This is a genomic window from Barnesiella sp. WM24 (assembly GCF_004570975.1).
Classification (GTDB): Bacteria; Bacteroidota; Bacteroidia; order Bacteroidales; family Muribaculaceae; genus Muribaculum.
Window position 1 is genome coordinate 60,237 of the sequence record NZ_SPPC01000010.1, and the last position, 21,328, is coordinate 81,564.

The following is a 21,328-nucleotide window of genomic DNA, read 5'->3' on the forward strand; positions in this document are numbered from 1 at the left end:
TATTCTGACATTGATTCCCTCGCGTAGCCGATTACGCTGCTACAGCTATGTGGTTCCCGGGCAATAAACCTGTGGAAGCAATGCAGGGACGGTTTTTTAACTATGTTATTAAGGTTTGTTAACATGTGTGGGGCGGCTAAATTTTAATCATTTTTATAACTTTGCAACGCAAACCGGATATGCTCCGGTAGGAAGATTACATCACCTTGGCAATTCGCCCGGCTGTATGGCTGTGGAGAAAGTGATGGGACGGCTCTTCTTCCTTTATAATTAGATTTTTATGATTCTCTGTGTCCCGTCTTGCAGAGCTGCAATTTGTGTCGCCCTCCTTATCAGGCGATGCAGATGAGGCTTTACATGTCGGGAATTTCTATCTTTTCATGTGACTGATATTCATTCTGCCATGACATGGGCCGGGCGGTAGATATGGCTACTTTATTAATTAATTAAATATCAGTTTTTAACAATGAAAAAGTTTAAATTTTTTGCAGTGATGTTGGTAATTGCCTGCTGCGCGGGTTTTACCTCTTGTGGTGACGACGATGATGATGCCGGTTCAAATGCCCTCGTCGGTACTTGGGTCGGTACATTTGACTACAATGGTGGCTACAATGGAGATGACGTTGTCACAATGACATTTACTGCCGACGGCAAGATGACGGCTAAAGGCGAGGATGCTAACTACCCTGAATATAGCTGGTCGTTCAGCGGTACTTATAAGCTGTCATCATATGATTTTGATGAGGATGACGACTACGGCTATGGGACAAGAGTCTTTCTTATTTCAATTGTGGGTCGATTCGCTGATGAGCCCGATGAAATATATGATGATGACATCGAGCCGGAGCCTTGCTATATTGATGGCGACGAGTTGGTTATCTCTTTTGACGGAAGTGACTACCGCTTGAAGAGACAATAACTCCGGATAAGAAAAAATATACTTTCACCAAGACTAAATGATAAACGGTAAATAAGTTTTTTTGAAGTATAAATTAGCAATCGCGGGCGTCCCTTAACAAGGGGCGCCCGCGTATTTTATTTAGAACCAGGTGGTTTACTCGATAGTGAGTGTCACGATTGACATCGGTGGAAGTTCAGCGTCAAGCTTGCCCTTGCTGATTTTAGCCTTTGTGAATGGCTTCAATGTCACTTTTTCAGGCGAATCAAAGTCGTTGAAGTCGCGTGCGTCGGCGGCGGTCAGTATTTCACCTGTCACCTTTTTGCCCTTGATAGCTCCGAGAGGGATTGCCACGTCACATCCTTCCTTGAGGTCGGTATTGACAAGCGATACAGTCACTTTACCATCCTTTTCCGAGGCGGTGGCGCTTACCACCGGCACGAGGCGTTTGTCTGATGTCTGGCGGTAGGTGGTGTTGACTGTAAGCGGTATAAGCTTTGCGCCCTGGTGAGGTATATACATCTTGAACGCATAGTAGCTCGGGGTGAGCACCATCTTGTCATCTTTGGTGAGCACCATCGCCTGCAGCACATTGGCAATCTGTGCGATGTTTGCCATCTTCACGCGGTCGGCGAAGTTGTGGAACGTATTGAGCGATAGCGCCGCTACCATCGCGTCGCGCATTGTGTTCTGCTGATAGAGGTGTCCTGGATTTGTGCCGGGCTCCACGTCCCACCATGTTCCCCATTCGTCGACGAGCAGAGCCACCTTCTTGTCGGGGTCATGCTTGTCCATGATGTCGCAGTGGCGGCGCATCACGTCGCCAATCTCAAGACACTTGCCGAGAGTCCAGTAATAGTCATCGTCGCTGAACTTGGTAGCCGCTCCCTTGCTGCCGTTCCAGCCGATCACAGTGTAGTAGTGGAGCGAGATGCCATCCATGTTGTTGCGGGCGCGGTCCATCAGCACTTCAGTCCAGTTGTAGTCATAGTCGCTTGCACCCGAAGCGATCTTAAACAGGCGGTTGCCGTCGAAGTTGCGGCAATAGGTCTGGTAACGGCGATACACGTCGGCATAATATTCCGGGGTGAAATTGCCTCCGCAGCCCCAGCTCTCATTGCCGACGCCGAGATATTTCAGTTTCCAGGGCTTTTCGCGTCCGTTTTCTTTACGCGCCTTAGCCATAGGCCCGTCGGCGGCGGTGATGTATTCGACCCACTTTGCCAGCTCTTCCACCGAACCGCTGCCTACGTTGCCGCTCAGATAAGGCTCGGTGCCGAGCATCTCACACAGGTTGAAAAACTCATGGGTTCCGAAACTGTTGTCTTCCACTGTTCCGCCCCAGTTGTTGTTGACCATGCGCGGACGGTTTTCTTTCGGTCCGATTCCGTCGACCCAGTGATATTCGTCGGCAAAGCATCCTCCCGGCCATCTCAGCACAGGGATTTGTAGAGCCTTGAACGCTTCAAGCACGTCGTTGCGGTAGCCGTTGGTGTTGGGAATCGGGGAGTCTTCGCCTACCCATATGCCGCCATATATGCAGCGTCCGAGATGTTCGGCAAATTGTCCGTAAATCTCCGGTGAGATTACCGGAGCGGAATCTTGCGGGTTAAGCGAGATGGTAAAATTTTCCTTTGCGCCCACAGGCATGGCAAGTGCCGCGATTATCGCCGCGCCTGCCCATGTTTTTAGCATGTTGTTCATGTCGTTTTGGTTGATTGGTTGTATCTTAATGTCATTTGTTGGATGTAAATCGGTAGATGGCAAATGTCTTTGCCGGCAGCACGGTCGTCCAGTCGGCAGCGTTATCAACAGCAATCCGCTCGATAGCCGGCTCGATGAGTTGGGGGCGGTCAAGGGTGTTTTCCGCGTCATCGTCGGCATGCAGGGTTGTGACGGTCACCGAGTCGGGGGCAACTCCCTTTTTCAGCCCCTTTACTTTAAGGTTAAGGTCGAGAGGCTTGTCGCTCACGTTGACTGCCTTTATGATGTAGCTGCCGTCGGCATTATCTTTGACTGCCGAGGCATAGAGTCCGTTGTCGCCTGTCGCGGGCTTTCCGTCGACGGTAAGTTTTGCGGTGTGAGTGCCTTTGTTGTCGGAATACAGTTTCTGCACGTGGTAGCTCGCTGTCTTTACGGAGCGCAGGTTGTCATACCATATCATGTCGGGTCGCCACTGCCATCCCTCCACGTGGGCGAAAAGCGGTGCATAGGTCGCCATCTCCACTATGTCGGCGTTGCGTTCAAGTCCGGTCATGAATGCCGCTTCCAGTAGGGCGGCGTTGAAATGGTTGCGCTTCTTTCCGTCGCCGTGGCAGGCATATTCACCGGCAAATACTTTCGGCCCTTTGCGCGAATAGGAGTCATAGCGGTCGGCTGATGAGACAAACCATTTTTCCGGACGGTAGAAATGCTCGTCTACAAGATCGGCGCCGAGGCGTGACATCTCTTTCCACAGCATGTCAAAGTCGCTGCCGTCGGGCGACGGTCCTGAGGAGCCTACTATCTTTATCTCGGGATATTTATGGCGTATAGCCTTGATAAACGGATTGAGGCGAACGATAAATTCCTCGCCCCATTGTTCGTTGCCGATGCCTATATAGCGCAGTCCGAAAGGAGCGGGATGTCCCATGTCGGCACGCACCTTGCCCCAGACGGTAGTGGTGTCGCCATTGGCAAATTCAATCAGGTCGAGGGCGTCGTCAATATAAGGCTGAAGGCTGTCGACTGCTACGTGACATGCCTCGTCGTTGTTCTGATACTGGCAGGCGAGTCCTACGCTCACTACCGGAAGCGGCGCCGCACCCATGTCTTCGCAGAGCTGGAAAAACTCGAAAAATCCGAGTCCGCCGCTCTGGTAGTAGTCGGGATAAAACCTGTGGGCAAAGGTATAGTGCCAGCGGTTTTCGTTGAGCGGACGGTTTTCTACGGGACCTACGGTGTTTTTCCACTGATAGCGGGTGTTCAGGTCGGTTCCTTCCACAATGCATCCACCGGGGAATCGGAACACACCGGGATGGGTGTCGGCAAGAGCCTGTGCGAGGTCGGCGCGTAACCCGTTTTCGCGACCTTTCCATGTGTCGGCGGGCATGAGCGATATGTGCTCAAGGTCGACGGCTCCTTTCCCATGGCATAGAAACACCCTCAGCCTGCCTTTTTCAACAGTCGCCGCCGGTGTCAGGACAGCGGTGTATTTCCTCCATTCACCCGGGGCTACGGTTATCACCTGCTGAGCCATGACGTGGGTTTCGCCGTCGGCTGCAGGGTCGACAAGCTCTACGCGTATTTTTGTGTCGGTGTCAATCGCGCGCGCCCATACTGAAAACCTGTAGTCCTTGTCTTTTTCAAATGACACTCCGAAATAGCCTTCGTTTTCAAGTGCGGTGTGCTTGTGGGGATGTCCCGACTGATTCAGCCTCACATAGTGGGGATTCCGCTCAAATGGCCCGTCGGAGAGCAGTTCCACATTGCCGGCTACAGTCCATCCGGTAAAAGCCTGTGGAAACTCAAACGAGCGGTTTTTGACCTTTTCGGCATATAAACCTCCGTCGGCGGCATAGTTGATATCCTCAAAAAACAATCCGTACATTGTCGGTGCAATCGGTGAGCCCTTTTTCCCGAGGTCTATTTCGATGTCGGCTGCCGTTGCATTTATTCCTGTCAGGCACATCGCCGTGGCAAGAATACGTGCTGTGATATTCATGATAAAAAGTTAGTATAAGCTATAATATTTGCAAATATAACTCAAAATCAACAAAATCCACAGCGCTGGATGTAAAAAAAGAGAAAAAAGTGTAAAAAATACACTCTTATTCTCCCTGTAGCCTGAAAATTGCCTTATCGTCTTGCCGGTGACGGTTTGATACATTGACTTTATGCTGCTCAGTCAGGTTAAATATGATTAAATAGCTGTGAAATGAAGTAAACCACTTTGCTTGGCGGGGGGTTATACATATTGATTGATTTTATTATTATGCGAATAAGACTGTTCACGTTTCAGCTATTAGCGGTAATGGGGGCTTTTTGCGCTCCTTTCGTTTCCGCGCAGACGGTGTTGAATGATTCAATTCCTGACCACTGGTCATATAACGAGCATTTCAATCAGTCGGTTCCTACCGACGACAATTGGTGGAGCCACTTCGATGACCCTGTGCTTGACTCTCTTATAGCTGAAGGAGTGGAAAACAATTACAATGTCATAATGGCGGCGAGACGCATTAACATGGCGCGTCAGTCGCTCAATTCGGTGCGTGCCGGATATTTCCCCAATATAGGGCTGAATGTCGGCTGGACTAAAAGCCGCAGTTCAGGGGCTATGGGCGAAGTGATGACCGATGCCGTTGTCGACGACTATTTCACGCTGGGGCTTGACATGAGCTGGGAGATAGATGTGTTTGGCAAAATCAGGGCGAAGGCAAAGCAGCAGAAGTCGGCTTATGATGCAACGCGAGCAGAGTATGCCGCGGTCATGACATCATTGTGTGCCAATATTGCGAAAAACTATATACAGCTTCGTGTGTGGCAGGCTGAATGGCAAGTGGCGATGGAGCATATAGCTTCCCAGGAGAAGATATTGAAGATAACCGAGGCGCGCCATGAGGCGGGACTTGCGTCGATGCTTGACGTGACTCAGGCAAAAATTGTCTATAATTCAACGAAATCTTCCGTGCCCGGACTCGAATCGGCGATACACCGCACTATCAATGGCATAGCTATACTGCTTGGCGTGTATCCCGACTCAATCTACAGCCGTCTTGAGCCTTCGCGCAAGCTGCCCGACTATAATCAGCTTGTGCCTGTGGGTGTGCCTGCCCAATTGTTGAGGCGTCGCCCCGATATAGTCGAGGCTGAGGCGCAGCTCGCCGGCTGTGCCGCGGCTCTCGGCGTTGCAAAGAAGGATTTCCTGCCTACGCTTACGCTCAACGGCTCGATAGGCACGAGTGCGCGCCGGCTTGACAACACGTTCAAGAACAACAGCCTTACATATTCAATAGCCCCGACTCTTAGCTGGACGGTCTTTGACGGTCTTGCGAGAAAATATAATGTGGCGTCGGCGCGCGAGCAGATGGCTATAGGCATAGACAATTACAATCTTACGGTGATGACGGCTGTCGAGGAGGTCGACAACGCGATATCGACCTACCTGTCCACGCTGCGGAAAATAGAAGTGCTTGACACCGTGGTCAATGACAGCCGTAAGTCGCTTGACCTGTCGCTTGACCTTTACAAAAGGGGGCTTAACCCGTTCAACGATGTAGTGACGTCGCAGCTTAACCTTCTTGAAAATACCAATTCGCTTGTCGCGGCGCAGGGCGATGCGATAACAGCGCTTATATCGCTTTATAGTGCGCTTGGCGGCGGATGGAGTGTAGATGACATGAATGGAAATAATTAAAATCTGCATAGAATTATGAACAACAGCTATTTATCAGGACTTATCATCGCCGGTATTGCTCTCGGCGGTGCTACTTCATGCAGTAATAAAAAGCAGGCGAAGGAAGAGGAAGGGATGCTTACTGTCGATGTCGCGTTGCCGGTGACCGACTCGATTACCCTTTACAAGTCTTATCCGGGCTATGCCGGTGCAAACGCGTCAGCCGATGTTGTCGCACGCGTAAACGGGCAGTTGCTGTCAAAAAACTATGACAGCGGCAGTCTTGTAAAAAAGGGAGCCGTCTTGTTTACGATAGAGCCGACCAAATATAACGACGCCGTGCGTCAGGCGCAAGCGGCTCTCGCCACAGCAGAGAGCGAGTATGATTACGCGTCAAAGCAGGCTCAAGCCATGAAAAAGGCTTTTGAGAGCGATGCAGTGTCGCGCATGGAAGTCATCCAGGCCGAAAGCAACATGCAGCAAGCTGAGGCGGCTATAAAGAATGCCCGCGCCGAACTCAGCACCGCCAATGTCAATCTCGGCTATTGCACCGTAAGGGCTCCATTCACGGGACATATAACCTCGTCGACAGTCGATGTAGGCAATTACATAAACGGAGAAGGCTCGCCGTTCACGCTTGCGCGTATATATGACGATTCCTCCCTTGTGGTGGCGTTTGCCATAGAGGATTCGCAGTATGAGCGTATGATGGGGTCTAAGAGCAATCCTGACGTGGCGGCGTTGTATCATAAGGTTCCGCTTGAATTTGAGGAAAAGCTCCCTCATGAATATACCGCCGACCTGTTTTACACGTCGCCCACCATTGACAAGAAGACAGGTACACTTAACTTGAAAGTCACTGTCGATAACCCTTACGGTGAATTGCGTGACGGCATGTATGTCACGGTCAATCTGCCTTATGACACTGACTCCGCCGCCATCCTTGTGAAAGACGCCTCAATCGGTACCGACCAGCTTGGAAAGTATCTTTATGTGGTCAATGACTCTGACAAGGTGGTTTACACTCCTGTCGAGGTAGGGGGTGTATATCATGATTCGTTGCGTGTCGTGACCAAGGGCATATCACGAGACTCGCGTTATGTCACGTCGGCAATGCTTAAAGTGCGCGACGGGATGCAGGTAAAGACAGTCATGACAAAGTAAAAATAAAGCTGATGTTTTCTAAATTTTTTATTGACCGCCCGATTTTTGCCACAGTCCTTGCGATTGTAATGGTGTTCGCCGGTCTGCTTACCATAAAGTCATTGCCGGTGGCTCAGTATCCCGACATCACTCCGCCTACCGTGAGCGTCATGGCTTCATATCCCGGAGCAAATGCGGAGACAGTGGCGCGTACGGTCGGAGTCCCTATCGAGGAACAGGTCAACGGAGTGGAGAATATGCTTTACATGAGCTCCAACTCGGGCTCTGACGGCAGTTACATGCTGACAATCACCTTTGAGCTTGGAACTGATGTAGACCAGGCGGCAATCAATGTGCAAAACCGTCTGAACCAGGCGGAGGCGACTTTGCCTACCGCTGTCAAGGAACAGGGAATCTCAGTCAACAAGGAGTCGACCAATATAGTGCTTTTCTGCTCGGTCGAGGGTGACAGCACCGGTCGCTACGACGCGTTGTATCTTACCAACTATGCCAACATAAATCTTGTTAACGCGCTTTCGCGAGTCAAGGGCGTAGGTGGAGTTGAGGCGTTCGGCGGTGGTGAATACAGCATGAGGATATGGCTCGACCCGGAACTGATGAGAGTGAGGGGGCTTACGCCTGATGATGTCTATTCGGCAATACGCTCGCAAAATATGGAGGTCTCGGCAGGTGAGGTGGGAGCCGCGCCAAATGAGAGCAAGGATGCGTTTCAGTTTACTCTCACGTCGCGTGGCGGGCTGCAGACCGCCGATGAGTTTGCCAATATCGTAATCCGCACTGACGGTGACGGAATCCTCCGTCTTCGTGATGTGGCAAAAGTGGATCTCGGCAGCCAGAGCTATACGGCTACCACACTCGTGTCGGGAAAGCCGGCGGCATTGCTTGGCATAAAGCAGTTGCCGGGCGCCAACGCGCTTTCCGTATCAAAGGCTGCGCGTGCCGAACTTGACCGCCTCAGTCAGTATTTTCCGCCGGGGGTAAAGTATAATGTCGTGCTTGACACGTCAGATTTTGTCACCGCGTCAATCGAGGAGGTGCTTGTCACCTTTGTGGAGACTGCACTCATAGTCATGGTCGTAATCCTTATATTCCTGCAAAACTGGAGGGCGGTGATAATCCCGATGCTCACAATCCCGGTATCGCTCATAGCCACGTTTGCCGTGATGAAGCTTATGGGATTTACCATAAACACCCTGACTCTGTTCGGACTGGTGCTGGCGATAGCCATTGTGGTCGACGACGCGATAGTGGTGGTGGAGGATTGTGCCCGTCTTGTCGACGAAGGGAAGCTGTCGCGCCGTCAGGCCGCTGAAAAAGCGATGCAGGAACTTACAGGCCCGGTGATAGGCGAGGTGCTGGTGTTGCTCTCCGTGTTTATCCCCACGGCATTTGTCAGTGGCATTACCGGACAGCTTTACAAGCAATTTGCATTGACAATCGCGGTGTCGACGGCATTTTCCGGATTCAACGCGCTTACGTTTACTCCGGCGATGTGTGCGCTTTTCCTGACGCCGCGTAACAAGAATACTAAAAATCCGGTCTACCGTATATTTAACAAAGGATATAATGCGGTGGAGAATCTTTATAAGAAAAGCATAGGGAAGATGCTCCGTCACGCGGGATGGTCGCTCTGCCTATACGTGCTTATTGCCGTGGCGGGAGTGGTGGCATTTCTGATGTGGCCTACAAGTTATGTCCCGCAGGAGGATCAGGGATATTTCATGTCGTCTATACAGCTGCCCGAGGGGGCTTCGCTTGAAAGGACTCAGAAGGTGGTTGACGACCTGTCGGCTCAGATAAGAAAGGAGCTGCCTGAAGTGGCTGACGTGATGGCTATTTCCGGATTTTCATTCATGGGAGGCGGCGCATCATCCAACATGGGTTCGCTTTTCGTAGTGCTGAAGCCGTGGAAGGAACGCAAGAGTGCCGGTCAAAGTGTATTTGCAATGATTGACAGCGTAGGGAAGATTGCCTCGCGCTATCAGGAGGCGATTGTATTCTCGGTCAACCCGTCGACGATTCCCGGTCTCGGCATGTCATCGGGCCTTGAAATGCAGTTGCTTGATATAAATAATCTCGGCGCATCGGAGATGATGAAGGCGATTGCAAGTATACAAGAGGCTGTGAAGGGCGATGACCGCATAGCTTCAGTGACAAGTCTGTATCAGGGCGTTGTGCCGCAGTACAGGCTCGACATCGACCGTGATAAAGTGAAATTGCAGGGATTGATGATGGAGGATATATTCTCTACCCTCGGAGCCTATATGGGCGGCAGCTATGTAAATGACTTCACGGAGTTTGGGCGTGTTTACCAGGTCACCGTGAAGGGTAATGACAATGCACGCGGCAACATAGATGATGTGTTGAGGCTCAGTGTTCGTAACGCTGACGGTGAAATGGTGCCGTTTGCATCGTTTACCACCATTGTGCCTGTCATGGGCGAGCCCTCGGCGTCGCGCTACAACATGTATGGCACGGCATCCATCACAGCCAATCTTGCCAAGGGAGTCAGCTCAAGCGACGGCATAAAGGCTATGGAGGAGATTGTCGACAAGACTCTCGGCGCCAATTACTCCTATGCCTGGACCGGAGAGGCTTATCAGGAGACTCAGGCAGGCACCACGGTCACTCTTGTGTTTGCCTTTGCCATCATATTGACCTTGCTCGTACTCGCGGCACAGTATGAAAGCTGGACCGACCCCGTAGCCGTGGTACTGTCAATGCCGGTGGCTATCCTCGGTACGGTTATCGGCTCGATAATCATGGGGCAGAGCATAAGCATATACACTCAAATCGGTCTGATACTTCTGCTCGGACTGTCGGCAAAGAATGCCATCCTTATTGTCGAGTATGCTACATATTTCCGGCGCACGGGTGTTGACCTGCGTCAGGCGGCGGAAGATGCCGGAGTAATAAGATTCCGTCCGATCATGATGACTGCCATAGCTTTCATCTTCGGAGTGATGCCAATGATGTTTGCCCACGGTGCGGGCGCGGAAAGCCGTGTCGCACTCGGCTCTGCTGTGGTCTTTGGCATGTTGATGAACGCTCTTCTCGGCACTCTCTTTGTCCCCAACTTCTGGGAAATCATGCAGAGATTTCAGGAGAAGGTGCTTGACAAGCTGTTTAAAGATGTCGACACGGTGCCACCCGGTGACAATGATAAGATGACCTCAGTGTGACATCCGCCTCATGCATAAAGACGAAGAAGGCGCGCCCGGGATGAAAGGCGCGCCTTCGACTTTTTACATGTGCAATTTCATAGATTAGCAATTATCTAAATATATGGGTCAATGTTTGATACTATAACAATAATATCGCCGATTATCCTTAGACAAGCGGCGATATTTGATGATTCTTAACTGATTGAATTAATTTTTACAATTGACAGGTCATGTGCTGTCAATATGTTACCTTGGGTTCAAGAGCGGCTGCCTCGTCAATCATCTTCTGAAGCTCTGTTGCCGACGGTGTGCGTCGGGTAAGATGTTTCTGCTCGTTGACCTCAGCCATTTTTGCTGCGAGATTTTCCGCATTGCGGTGGCGCATCTCTTTTACTGTGTCTACGCCCGACGCTTCAAGCAGTTCGGCAAACTGCGGGCCTACGCCGTTGATTCGGAACAGATCGGCATGGTTGACCCAGCGCAATATGAGTTTTTCCGATATTCCGGTAGTCTCTGCGATAGACTGTCGTCCCTTCGCTGTCGCTCCTGCCTCAAGTAGCCCGTCGACTGTGGTTATGCCCGCGGCTTTAAGCTTTTCGGCATAAGAGTCGCCCACGCCCTCGATGTCAATGATGTTGTATTTCATGTTTTTGTCAATTAGAGAGTTTCTAATGATTACAACACCTGATGACAGTAAAGAGTTTATAACGGGGTCTTAATGCGCCTCAAGCCAGTTGGTGCCCGTGCCTGCCGACACGACGAGCGGCACCCTTCCGGAGTAGGCGTTCATCATGTCGTCGGTCACAATCTTCATTACTGTGTCCAATTCTGCCGGCACTACGTTGAATATAAGTTCGTCGTGGACCTGCATTATCATCTTGGAGCGTAGTCCCGCTTTCTTGAAGTCGCGCGCCACATTGACCATGGCAAGCTTGATGATGTCGGCGGCTGAGCCTTGTATCGGGGCATTGACGGCATTGCGCTCGGCATATCCTCTCACTACCGCGTTTCCGGAGTTGATGTCGGGGAGCATGCGCTTGCGCCCCATGATAGTCGATACATATCCTTCGCGCTGGGCCTTTTCTATGGACTCGCTGATATACTCCTTTATGTGGGGATAGGTGCGGAAATATCCGTCGATAAGTTCCTTTGCTTCATATCGCGGTATGCGCAGCCGCTGTGAGAGTCCGAATGCCGAGATGCCGTAGATTATGCCGAAATTGGCTGTCTTTGCACGACGTCGCTCCTCCTCGCTTACTTCATTAAGCTGCTTGTGAAATATCTTTGCGGCTGTCGCCTGATGAATGTCGGCTTCGGAGAGGAAAGCGTCAATCATGTCCTTGTCGCCGCTCATGTCGGCTATGAGTCTCAGCTCTATCTGTGAATAGTCGGCGCTCATAAGCAGGTCGCCGTTGTCGGCGATGAAAGCCCTGCGTATCTCTTTTCCTTCCTCGGTGCGGATAGGGATGTTCTGCAGATTGGGATTTGCCGACGAGATTCTGCCTGTGGCTGTGACTGTCTGGTTGTAGGTTGTATGTATCTTGCCTGTCGCGGGATTGATCAGCTGTGGCAGCGCGTCGATATAGGTGGTCAACAGCTTGCGCATGCCGCGTATGTCAAGGATGAGGTCGACGACAGGATGAACGCTGCGGTATTTTTCAAGCACCTCTTCTGTCGTCGAGTAGGCTCCGCGTTTTGTGCGTTTTGCCTTGGGGTCAAGTTTCAGCCTCTCAAACAGCACCTCTCCGACCTGGGCGGGGGAACCCACGTTGAAGGGACCTCCGGCAAGCTCGTAGGCACGCTGCTCCATTTCATGCAGTTTTGCCGTGAAATTGCGCGACAGTTCGGCAAGCGCGTTGATGTCGATTCTCACCCCTGTCCATTCCATGTCGGCGAGCACCGGAATGAGAGGCAGCTCGATGTCAGTCATGAGATGTGACAGCCCGTTTTCGCTGATTTGTCGTGACAGGATGTCGTGGAGCTGTCGGGTTATATCGGCTATTTCACACATCCTGGTCGTCTCTTCACCTGAAGGAAGCGCTTCGCCTTTTTTGCGGAGTCGGTCGCCTTCGCTGTAATCGAGTGTGTGATATTCAAGGTAGGCGGCGGCAACACGCGGCAACGCGTGGTTCATTTCAGGCTCAAGCAGATAATGGGCTACTGAGGTGTCGTAATATTCCGCCGTGAACTCAACGCCTTCACGCCGCAGTAACAGAATCTCTCTCTTGATGTCATGGCTCACGACTGTGGCTCCTGACGTGAAAAGCGGAGCGAGCATGGCGAGGCGCTCACGGCGCTCGTCGGGCATTGCCGGAATTGCGACATAAAATGCCTTGCCTTTTTCGGCTGACCATGCGAGCCCATACCATTTTGATGTCATGTCTTCAGCGCCGACTGAATAAGCGGCGACACCGATTACGGCATGTCCTGCGGCTTCTGCCACTGCCGCCCTGATTGCCTCGTCGTCGGTAAGCTCTGTATATTCGTGGCTCTCCCGGTCGAGAGTCCTGAGCCCGGCGGCGGGCTCTGTTGCGAAATCATCAAATAGTGACCCCATCAGCGGCTGACTGCCGGAGGTTGAGGCCTCCTGCTGTGATGACTCCGATGCGGGAGCTTTCGGCAGGCGCTTGAGCAGGGTGCGGAATTCGAGTTCCGTATAGATTGCCGATAATCCCTCGGTGTCAATCTCTCCCCGTTCGAGCGATGCGATGTCGATATCGACCGGCACGTCGGTGCGTATTGTCGCGAGAAATTTTGAAAACCTGATTTGTTCGGCGTTCTCAGTCACCTTCTTTTGGAGGGCTCCCTTCAGGTCCGAAGTGTGGGCAAGCAGGTTATCTATGTCGCCCCACTCATTGATTAGCTTTATGGCTGTCTTTTCTCCTACACCCGGACATCCCGGAATATTGTCGACCGCGTCGCCTTCCAGCGCGAGCAGGTCAATCACCTGCAGCGGGGAGCTTATGCCGTATTTGTCACATATCTCCTTAGGCCCGCGTATCTCTATTTCGGCACCTTTTGTCGACGGGCGGTACATGAACACCCTGTCGGTCACCAACTGTCCGTAATCCTTGTCGGGCGTCATCATGTAGGTCGTGTAGCCGGCTTCTTCCGCCTTGCGTGACAAGGTGCCTATCACATCGTCGGCCTCAAATCCCGGTATCTCTATTATGGGGATGCCGAAGCTGCGTATTATGTCCTTGATATAGGGGATTGACTTGGTTATGTCCTCCGGCTGCTTCTCGCGCTGTGCCTTGTATTCGGGATATGCCTCGTGGCGGAATGTCGGCCCGTGGGGGTCGAAGCACACCGCGATGTGGCTCGGAGTCTCTTTTTTCAGCACTTCTTCAAGAGTGTTGACAAAGCCGAATATAGCCGAAGTGTTAAGGCCCTTCGACGTGACGCGCGGCGAGCGTATCAGCGCATAGTAAGCGCGGTATATCAATGCGTAAGCATCAAGCAGAAATAGTTTTTTCTCAACCATGAATCTCTATTTTGGTTATTATAACAAGAAATTACACCATAAATTTAGATATAAATTATAACTTTTACTAATTTTGTACCACAAATTGCCGACATGACCATATTAGACGACATACAAAAGACTATCTCACCTGAAATCATGCAGCTTAACAAATGCATGGCTGACACGCTTGCAACGTCCAATGCAATGATGAATGAGATTGTCAATAACTATCTGAAAACCAAAGGCAAACAGATAAGACCTATATTGGTCATTCTGAGCGCAAAACTGTTTGGCGGTGTGACTCCAAACACTATTTCCGCCGCTGCGTCGATAGAGATGCTCCATAACGCCTCGCTGATACATGACGATGTGGTCGATGACACGGATATGCGCCGTAACCGTCCGACGGTAAATGCCATATGGGATAATCATATCGCAGTGCTTGTGGGTGATTTCTTTGTCTCTTCCTCGCTAAGGCAGGCGGTCAACACCGGCGACCTTCGGGTAATCGACACCATATCCGATCTTGGATGCACTCTTTCGCTGGGTGAGATTGACCAGATTGACAAGGCGCGTGGTCATGACCTTGACGAGAAGTCATATCTTGGCATTATCGGTGACAAGACGGCGTCGCTGTTTGTCGCTTGTGTGAAGATGGGCGGATATTCTGTAAACGCTTCCGATGCCGATATAGAGCGCTTGAGCCGTTTTGCCTATCTGTTCGGACTCTGCTTTCAGATTAAGGATGATATATTTGATTACTTTGAAGATACCGCGATAGGCAAGCCTACCGGCAACGACCTGAGAGAGGGGAAGGTGACGCTGCCGCTGCTTTATGCGCTGTCGCTTGCCAACCATCCTCGCCATGCCGAGATGAGGGAGCTTGCATGCCGCGACATGCTGTCGACATCGGATATCGCGACGCTCATCGAGTTTGCAAAAGAGGCAGGCGGTATTGATTATGCTTACCGGCGCATGGAAGAGCTGCGTGCAGAGGCAGTGGAAATCATATCGGATTTCCCTGATTCCGAGACACGTAACATATTTGTCTCGCTCTTTGATTATGTCATCTCACGTAAAGTGTGATTTTTTTGAAAATATTTTTTGCCGGAAAGTTGCATGTTTCAAAAAAACGATGTAATTTTGCATCGCAATTTACGGAGAGACGTAAATTAATAAATCCAATAATGCTTCAATAGCTCAGTCGGTTAGAGCATCTGACTGTTAATCAGAGGGTCGTTGGTTCGAGTCCATCTTGAAGCGCAATATTGGGAAGGAGATTTAACTACAAGCTTCAATAGCTCAGTCGGTTAGAGCATCTGACTGTTAATCAGAGGGTCGTTGGTTCGAGTCCATCTTGAAGCGCAAAACCCCTTCCCCTTATGCAGCTCCACAATTTGTGGGGCTGCTTTTTTTTTGTATTATATGCTGCCGCGTGATTGCCGGCTGAATATGGGAGTTGGCGTGATGGGTCACGCAGACTTGGCGGGCGATTCCAGCTGCGTGGGTGTTACGGGAGTGCTGTTGCCACCGAAATGTATCTTGTTCATTTCAGCCGGTTTAAGTCTTATTGCCGTGATATTTTCCGGCTCAGGAATTTTTTTCATGATCTGGCAGGTTTTTAAAGGTTCTCAGTGTCTGATTGATAAACAAGACTGTAAATATATAGACGGCTATCAGCGTGATGAGGTCGACGTGAAGCGGAAATGATTTCGAGAGCCATCCACCGCCGAGATAGCTGAAAAACAGCAGCCATAGTGTCGCCTGTACGCCGACACAGAGTGTACACCAATGGTGGGCGCGGAAGCGTTGATACCAGATGCTCCACAGGGTGTAGGGCAGGCAGCACACATTGCATAGCGCAAGCTGAGGCAGCAGGTGAGGAAAGAGAAGCAATGTGGCGAGTGAGACACCGAAATATCCGAAACCTACCTCGCTCCATGAAAAGACGCCAAAGAGTTTTGATACCTTCATCTGCATTATCGAGTCGCAGCCTCCCTGTTCGAGAATGCCGCATACCCGCTCCGATGCGGCTGTGTGGATATTCAGTGACTTCTGCAACAGGAGAAATGAAAAATACAGCCCGGCGCAGTCAAGCATAGTGAGAGCCACAGTTGATACATCGGCATAGAGACGGTGGATTATAAAGAAATATGCCATCACAAACAAAGCCGCTGCGGCAAGGGCATATTTAGATATTGAGGAGATAAATTCCGTGGCGCGATGGGAACGGTAGCCCGGTTCGCGCGAGCAGTTATTAGGAAATGCGAGCAGGGCTATGCCGTTCCACGCGTTGATGAATCCGTCAAGGTCTATATTTAGTGTTTCACCCCGCGAGTCATACTGCACGGTGCGGCTTTCCGGGTCGATGTCAGTGACGATTACAAAGACTCCGGAGTTAGTCTGGGCGAGAAAGGGGGTGGAGAGGTGGGTAAGTTCCGACTTGTCGGTAAATCTCAGTCCTTCGTTTTTTATGCCGTAGGAAGTGAGCAGGTGTGACAGTCCGTAAAGTGACTTGAAGGTCATTTTATGGAACTCACTGTCGGAATAGGCGTCGGTGTGAGGGACGCCCATCCTTGTGAGAAACCGGGAGAATATCGTAGGCACTCCCATCGCCTTCTACATGTAAGATTGTACTTTGGCAAGAAGGGCGTTGCCGTCGATTTCACCGCTGTGGCGCCATTGTTCTTCACCGTCGCGGTAAATTATAAATGTGGGCACTCCCTCTACTTCAGCCTGACCGGCGAGTTGCCTGTTTTCATCAATATCAAGCTGAATGACGGTCGCGTCGCCGTCAAGAAGTTCCTTGACCTGCTCGACCACAGGCATCATCTTGCGGCAGTGGGGACACCATGTCGCGAAAAACTCTACAAGTGTCACAGGTGTGGCTTTAATTGCGTCATCGTAAGTCATAGTAATCTCTGTTTTTTGTTATTTTCTCAGATAACAATTATTGTAGCCGCCGAGATGTTAAACACGACATAAAAAACGCTAAATAAAAAAGCCCGGAAAGATTCCGGGCTTGGTAAGGGTCACATATAATCTGCGTCATTTCAATCGGTGAGTTCCGGGGGCAATACAGGCATCGCGCCTTGCTTGGTACATACATAGGCCGATGTCCTGACTGCGCGTACATGAGCCTCGGCAACCGACTTGCCTTTCAGGATACTTGCGATGAAAGCGGCTGTAAACGAGTCGCCTGCGCCAACGGTGTCGGCTACTTCCACTTCGGGTGTGGGCTGAAACGATACATTGCCCGGGGTGAATACATAGCTGCCGTTGATACCGCAGGTGAGGATAAGCATCTTCAGGTTATACTTGCCGAGAAGTATCCAGCACTTGTCCTGAAGGTCGATGCCGGGATAGCCAAACATGCGGCTTGCCGTGACAAGCTCTTCGTCGTTGATTTTTAAGATATTGCATCGCTCCATCGAGTTGCATAGAATCTCTTTGTCATAGAATCCCTGGCGCAGGTTTACGTCAAACACCACAAGGCTGTCACCGTTCTGCGGCATCGCGTCAAGAAAGCGGTTGATGGTAGTGCGTGACACAATGTTGCGCTGTGCGAGAGAGCCGAAGCACACCGCCTTTGTACGCTCTGCAAGTGATTCAAGATGAGCTGTGTAGGGAATGTTGTCCCAGGCTACATTTTCCTTGATGTCATATTGCGGCACTCCTGCCGGGTCGATTTCGACCTGTACCGTGCCTGTCGGATAAGGCACTTCGGCTATAAGCTGGTTGAGACCTTTGGAGGTGAAGTTGTCGACAATTTCCTTGCCGAGAGCGTCGCTGCCGACGGCGCTGACCACACAGCTGGGCAGCCCGAACTGTGATACGTGATAAGCGAAGTTGGCGGGTGCGCCACCTATCTTTTTCCCTTCGGGGAGTACGTCCCACAGGGCTTCTCCCATTCCTACTACGATGTCATTCATGATGTTATGAATTTAATGCTTGTGTTATTTTGATGATTTTATTTTTGCGGTATAATAGAGGAGATAGATGACTCCCGCAGTCATTACAGCAACAGCGCCTCCCTGACCTACAGAATCAGCTGCATAGCCCATTGCAAGCGGGAACACGGTGCCTCCGAAGAGTCCCATAATCATGAGGCCCGACACTTCATTTTTCTCTTTGGGAGAGGAGGTGAGCGCTTGGGCGAAGATTACAGAAAATATGTTGGAGTTGCCGAATCCAATCATGCCGATGCCTACATACAGCAGTGTCAGTGACTGTGCCGCAAAGAGGATGACCATCGCCGCGAGCATGAGCAGGACGCTGAATCCGAAGAACACTTTAGGTGACATGGAGCGGAGTATGAAGGCTCCGAGGAAGCAGCCTGCCGTGCGGAATATGAAATAGACGCTTGTCGCATATCCGGCTTCTTCAAGAGGGAGCCCGAGGCGTTCCATGATAATCTTGGGTGCTGTGGTGTTGGTGCCCACATCTATGCCGACATGACACATGATGCCGAGGAAGCAGAGCAATATGAAGGGGCGTCCGAGCAGTTTAAGACATTCACCTACTCCCGAAGCCTTGTCTGGGCGTTCCTCCTCGATAGGGGTTGCGCCGAGCACTGAAATCGACAGGAAGCTTATCGCTGCATAAATGAGGAAAAGCATTCGCCATCCGAGACCGAAAGTAGGCATCAGGGTTGTGGCTCCCCATGCCGCGATTATAGGCGCGAGAAATGAAGCTATTGCTTTGACAAATTGTCCGAAAGTGAGGGTCGACGCAAGCTTATCGCCTGTAATCAGGTTGGTGACAAGCGGGTTGAGCGATGTCTGCATGATGGCGTTGCCGATTCCGAGCAGGGAGAATGATGCGAGCATAATCCAGTAATTGTCGCCGGTGACCGGCAGAATCAGCGACACGGCAGTCACTGCAAGGCTTATGAGAACGGTCTTTTTTCGTCCGATTTTGTTCATGAGCATGCCGGTCGGCACAGAGAATATGAGAAACCAGAAGAATACGAGTGACGGAAACAGATTTGCCTGCGAGTCGGTAAGACCGAGGTCTTTCTGTACATAATTGGATGCGGTGCCTACGAGATCTACAAATCCCATAGCGAAGAAGCATAACATCACGGGGATAATCTGCATCATCGAGCTTTTGCGGGTCGCTGCCATGGCTGAGGTATTTTCCATTTTGATATAACTGTAATGCTGTATAATCTTATTTTACTTTAATAGAGTAGACTTCAATGCCGTCGACACGTGCCTTGCCGCCTTTCGCGCTGACTGATAGCGAAGAGTAAGGTTTGGTGGGGAATACGAGGTTGGTCATTGCAAACTTTCCGTCGGATTCAAACACCTCTATGCTTGACCGGTCGATGAAAATGCGTAAGCAGAGTTTGCCGTCGCTGTTGAATGTCGGGGCGGTCGTGACTGCGGGAAAGTCGTGGCTGAAATCGGTCACGCCACTGTTGCGGCGGTCAAATGACAGTGAGTTTCCGCTTACGTTATAGGTCATCACTACTTTTTCGCCTGCCTCGTTTTGCAATTCAAGGTCTATGCTGTCGGCTTTCTGTCCGTTGAGGGTAATGACGATTTCACATACACCGTCGTTTTCCGATGGAAGGGCTATGCGGCGCGGCTTTGACCCGATATTGAAACCACGGCTCTTTGTGACGGCGCGGTCACGCAGGGCGAGCAGTTCGGGTGATGGCGAATAGGAAGCATAAATCTGCCCGTCGCCGGCCTTGAACAGCCCTATTTCACGAGGAAGAGTGTTGGCGCTGCGGAACTGCAGGGTGGGGACCTCTGCCGCATACTGCCAGTTGCTCATCCATCCGATCAGGGTGCGGCGGTTGTCGGGCGCGTCGCTCCAGCTTACTGCCGCATAATGGTCTTTGCCGAAGTCAAGCCATTTGGTAGGGATGTTGCCTTCTGCGTCAGTGTCGGCGGTGAATGTCTTGCCGTCGAAGTCGCCTACGAAATACTGGGTTGCGCTTCCTCCGAATATGCCGCCCGGGTTGAGGTTGCAGAGAAGCACCCATTTCTTTTCGCCGGAGCCGTCGACTGTCAGCTCAAACAGGTCGGGACATTCCCACACGCCGCCTTGCGCTCCTATCCCTTTGCCGAAAGCGCTTTCAAGCGTCCATGTCTTCATGTCGGGAGAGGTGAATATGAGCATTTCATGTTCAAGTGCATGAGCGAGGGTCAGCACCCACCGGTTGTTTTTTTCATCCCGGAACATGTTGGGGTCGCGTGCCTCCGATTCAAGAGTCAGCACCGGATTGCCGGGATAGGTAGTGAATGTGGCGCCGTTGTCATCGCTCCAGGCGAGGCTCTGAATCTGGCTTTCGGCAGCCGAGGTGTACATGGCGACTACGGCATCCTTGCCAAATCCGGCGCTACCCGTCCTGTCAACGGCGCTGCTGCCGCTGAAAATCATTCCGAGCCCGTCGGGTTCGAGCGCTTCCGGCTGTTGCTCCCAGTTTATAAGGTCGGTTGATGTGGAATGTCCCCATGAAAGGTTCTGCCACTTTGACCCGTAAGGGTTATGCTGGAAATATAGATGCCACACACCGTCTTTGTAGAACATGCCGTTTGGGTCGTTCATCCATCCCCAAAGCGGGGTGTGGTGAAAGAGCGGACGGTATTTCTCACGATTGGCGGTGTCGAAGGTGTCGCTTATCGTGAGATTGCTCCAGCAGGCGTCATCCTTTGCCTCGCGCACTGAGCTGCGGTCCTGTGATGTCACTACTGTAAGGACCAGGTCGTGACCTTTGTAGGGAGTAAGGTCAAAGGGCACGTAATAGTCGACCTTTGACTTTGCAAGCCTTACATTTATCGTCTTGTCGAGCTTACCGTCGACCAGTACGTTGATTTTCGCGTCATCATTGGAGTCCTGGACGGGCAGAAGCAGATATTTGCCTGCATCAGGAACCCGCACAAGAGTGTTCCTCGTCCCAAGGTGTTCGATTTTCACTTCTTCTGCCGCATTGAGTTGCATCGGTCCAGAGAGAGCCGCTGTGATTGCGATGGCTGAAATTGCAGTCTTGCTCAGTTTTTTCATGTCGTTATAATAACATTAAATGGTTAACAATTGAGATAAATCTAAAAAAACAATCTTTTTTACACTTGTCGAAATCCGTACCGTGGTTTATCCGTTTTGGTATTGCAAAACTAATATAATGATAAGGTAATGGTTATAAAAAATCGCTCATTATGTATCAAAATTGTTGCAATGACCGATTTTTATAACGAAATGCATTCTTTTTCATGATATTATGAATATCTTTACGGTGTAAATCAATACCG

The 21,328-nt window shown here is 51.0% G+C and carries 15 protein-coding genes and 2 tRNA genes; 7 read left to right on the forward strand and 10 right to left on the reverse strand.

The genetic code is table 11. The features are described from left to right. The first annotated feature begins 466 nt into the window (after positions 1 to 466). Positions 467 to 919 (forward strand): hypothetical protein, encoded by a 453-nt coding sequence (locus tag E4T81_RS11515; protein WP_135044695.1) that lies wholly within the window; start codon positions 467 to 469, stop codon positions 917 to 919. Between the two features lie 135 nt (positions 920 to 1,054). Here the strand turns inward: E4T81_RS11515 and E4T81_RS11520 are convergent, their stop codons facing one another. Together E4T81_RS11520 and E4T81_RS11525 are read right to left on the reverse strand one after the other, a co-directional pair. After that, positions 1,055 to 2,593, reverse strand: coding sequence for an alpha-N-arabinofuranosidase (locus E4T81_RS11520; protein ID WP_245207070.1), 1,539 nt, complete (start codon positions 2,591 to 2,593; stop codon positions 1,055 to 1,057). A 40-nt stretch (positions 2,594 to 2,633) separates the two neighbouring features. Then, positions 2,634 to 4,601, reverse strand: coding sequence for an alpha-L-arabinofuranosidase C-terminal domain-containing protein (locus tag E4T81_RS11525; RefSeq protein WP_135044696.1), 1,968 nt, complete (start codon positions 4,599 to 4,601; stop codon positions 2,634 to 2,636). 270 nt (positions 4,602 to 4,871) lie between these two features. Here E4T81_RS11525 and E4T81_RS11530 point away from each other — a divergent pair, with 270 nt between their 5' ends. From E4T81_RS11530 to E4T81_RS11540, 3 genes are read left to right on the forward strand one after another with little or no spacing between them, the layout of a single operon-like run. Further along, positions 4,872 to 6,293 (forward strand): efflux transporter outer membrane subunit, encoded by a 1,422-nt coding sequence (locus E4T81_RS11530; protein ID WP_135044698.1) that lies wholly within the window; start codon positions 4,872 to 4,874, stop codon positions 6,291 to 6,293. 15 nt (positions 6,294 to 6,308) lie between these two features. Then, positions 6,309 to 7,436, forward strand: coding sequence for an efflux RND transporter periplasmic adaptor subunit (locus E4T81_RS11535; protein ID WP_135044700.1), 1,128 nt, complete (start codon positions 6,309 to 6,311; stop codon positions 7,434 to 7,436). 11 nt (positions 7,437 to 7,447) lie between these two features. After that, entirely contained in the window at positions 7,448 to 10,618 is a 3,171-nt protein-coding gene (locus tag E4T81_RS11540) for an efflux RND transporter permease subunit (protein WP_135044702.1), read from the forward strand. 220 nt (positions 10,619 to 10,838) lie between these two features. Here the strand turns inward: E4T81_RS11540 and E4T81_RS11545 are convergent, their stop codons facing one another. Next, complete coding sequence (locus tag E4T81_RS11545; RefSeq protein WP_135044704.1) at positions 10,839 to 11,246, reverse strand: DUF4332 domain-containing protein; 408 nt, start codon at positions 11,244 to 11,246, stop codon at positions 10,839 to 10,841. 69 nt (positions 11,247 to 11,315) lie between these two features. Further along, positions 11,316 to 14,084: a DNA polymerase I gene (gene polA, locus E4T81_RS11550; protein ID WP_135044706.1), complete on the reverse strand. Its 2,769-nt coding sequence runs from the start codon at positions 14,082 to 14,084 to the stop codon at positions 11,316 to 11,318. Positions 14,085 to 14,177: 93 nt separating this feature from the next. On the opposite strand from polA, the gene E4T81_RS11555 reads away from it, so the two are divergent. The 3 genes from E4T81_RS11555 (at position 14,178) to E4T81_RS11565 (ending at position 15,431) form a co-directional block, all read left to right on the forward strand. After that, the gene (locus tag E4T81_RS11555; protein WP_135044708.1) at positions 14,178 to 15,152 is read left to right on the forward strand and encodes a polyprenyl synthetase family protein; all 975 of its coding nucleotides are present in this window, start codon (positions 14,178 to 14,180) and stop codon (positions 15,150 to 15,152) included. A gap of 103 nt (positions 15,153 to 15,255) precedes the next feature. Further along, positions 15,256 to 15,329, forward strand: a tRNA-Asn gene (locus tag E4T81_RS11560). 28 nt (positions 15,330 to 15,357) lie between these two features. Beyond that, positions 15,358 to 15,431: transfer RNA gene (locus E4T81_RS11565), tRNA-Asn, on the forward strand. Positions 15,432 to 15,538: 107 nt separating this feature from the next. On the opposite strand, the gene E4T81_RS16005 is transcribed toward E4T81_RS11565, so the two are convergent. The 6 genes from E4T81_RS16005 to E4T81_RS11590 all read right to left on the reverse strand — a co-directional run bounded on the left by E4T81_RS16005 (position 15,539) and on the right by E4T81_RS11590 (position 21,083). Further along, positions 15,539 to 15,673 carry a hypothetical protein gene (locus E4T81_RS16005; RefSeq protein ID WP_256371516.1) on the reverse strand — a complete coding sequence of 45 codons (135 nt, stop codon included), beginning with the start codon at positions 15,671 to 15,673 and terminating at the stop codon, positions 15,539 to 15,541. Next, on the reverse strand, positions 15,657 to 16,679 hold the full coding sequence (locus tag E4T81_RS11570; RefSeq protein ID WP_135044710.1) for a vitamin K epoxide reductase family protein: 1,023 nt from the start codon (positions 16,677 to 16,679) through the stop codon (positions 15,657 to 15,659). Before E4T81_RS11570 ends, E4T81_RS16005 begins: the two co-directional genes overlap by 17 nt. A gap of 6 nt (positions 16,680 to 16,685) precedes the next feature. Further along, complete coding sequence (locus tag E4T81_RS11575; protein ID WP_135044712.1) at positions 16,686 to 16,979, reverse strand: co-chaperone YbbN; 294 nt, start codon at positions 16,977 to 16,979, stop codon at positions 16,686 to 16,688. A gap of 140 nt (positions 16,980 to 17,119) precedes the next feature. After that, a complete protein-coding gene (locus E4T81_RS11580) occupies positions 17,120 to 17,998 on the reverse strand; it encodes a carbohydrate kinase (RefSeq protein WP_135044717.1) in 879 nt (292 codons plus the stop codon). A 24-nt stretch (positions 17,999 to 18,022) separates the two neighbouring features. Next, positions 18,023 to 19,192: an MFS transporter gene (locus tag E4T81_RS11585; RefSeq protein ID WP_135044803.1), complete on the reverse strand. Its 1,170-nt coding sequence runs from the start codon at positions 19,190 to 19,192 to the stop codon at positions 18,023 to 18,025. Between the two features lie 46 nt (positions 19,193 to 19,238). Next, a complete protein-coding gene (locus tag E4T81_RS11590; protein ID WP_245207071.1) occupies positions 19,239 to 21,083 on the reverse strand; it encodes a DUF4980 domain-containing protein in 1,845 nt (614 codons plus the stop codon). Positions 21,084 to 21,328: the final 245 nt, after the last annotated feature.

Coding starts and splice junctions, on each gene's coding strand:
- E4T81_RS11555 (WP_135044708.1), top strand. CDS start 14,178: ATGACCATATTAGACGACATACAAAAGACTATCTCACCTGAAATCATG.
- polA (WP_135044706.1), bottom strand. CDS start 14,084: ATGGTTGAGAAAAAACTATTTCTGCTTGATGCTTACGCATTGATATAC.
- E4T81_RS11570 (WP_135044710.1), bottom strand. CDS start 16,679: ATGGGAGTGCCTACGATATTCTCCCGGTTTCTCACAAGGATGGGCGTC.
- E4T81_RS11545 (WP_135044704.1), bottom strand. CDS start 11,246: ATGAAATACAACATCATTGACATCGAGGGCGTGGGCGACTCTTATGCC.
- E4T81_RS11530 (WP_135044698.1), top strand. CDS start 4,872: ATGCGAATAAGACTGTTCACGTTTCAGCTATTAGCGGTAATGGGGGCT.
- E4T81_RS11580 (WP_135044717.1), bottom strand. CDS start 17,998: ATGAATGACATCGTAGTAGGAATGGGAGAAGCCCTGTGGGACGTACTC.
- E4T81_RS11540 (WP_135044702.1), top strand. CDS start 7,448: ATGTTTTCTAAATTTTTTATTGACCGCCCGATTTTTGCCACAGTCCTT.
- E4T81_RS11535 (WP_135044700.1), top strand. CDS start 6,309: ATGAACAACAGCTATTTATCAGGACTTATCATCGCCGGTATTGCTCTC.
- E4T81_RS11575 (WP_135044712.1), bottom strand. CDS start 16,979: ATGACTTACGATGACGCAATTAAAGCCACACCTGTGACACTTGTAGAG.
- E4T81_RS16005 (WP_256371516.1), bottom strand. CDS start 15,673: ATGAAAAAAATTCCTGAGCCGGAAAATATCACGGCAATAAGACTTAAA.
- E4T81_RS11520 (WP_245207070.1), bottom strand. CDS start 2,593: ATGCTAAAAACATGGGCAGGCGCGGCGATAATCGCGGCACTTGCCATG.
- E4T81_RS11515 (WP_135044695.1), top strand. CDS start 467: ATGAAAAAGTTTAAATTTTTTGCAGTGATGTTGGTAATTGCCTGCTGC.
- E4T81_RS11585 (WP_135044803.1), bottom strand. CDS start 19,192: ATGGCAGCGACCCGCAAAAGCTCGATGATGCAGATTATCCCCGTGATG.
- E4T81_RS11590 (WP_245207071.1), bottom strand. CDS start 21,083: ATGAAAAAACTGAGCAAGACTGCAATTTCAGCCATCGCAATCACAGCG.
- E4T81_RS11525 (WP_135044696.1), bottom strand. CDS start 4,601: ATGAATATCACAGCACGTATTCTTGCCACGGCGATGTGCCTGACAGGA.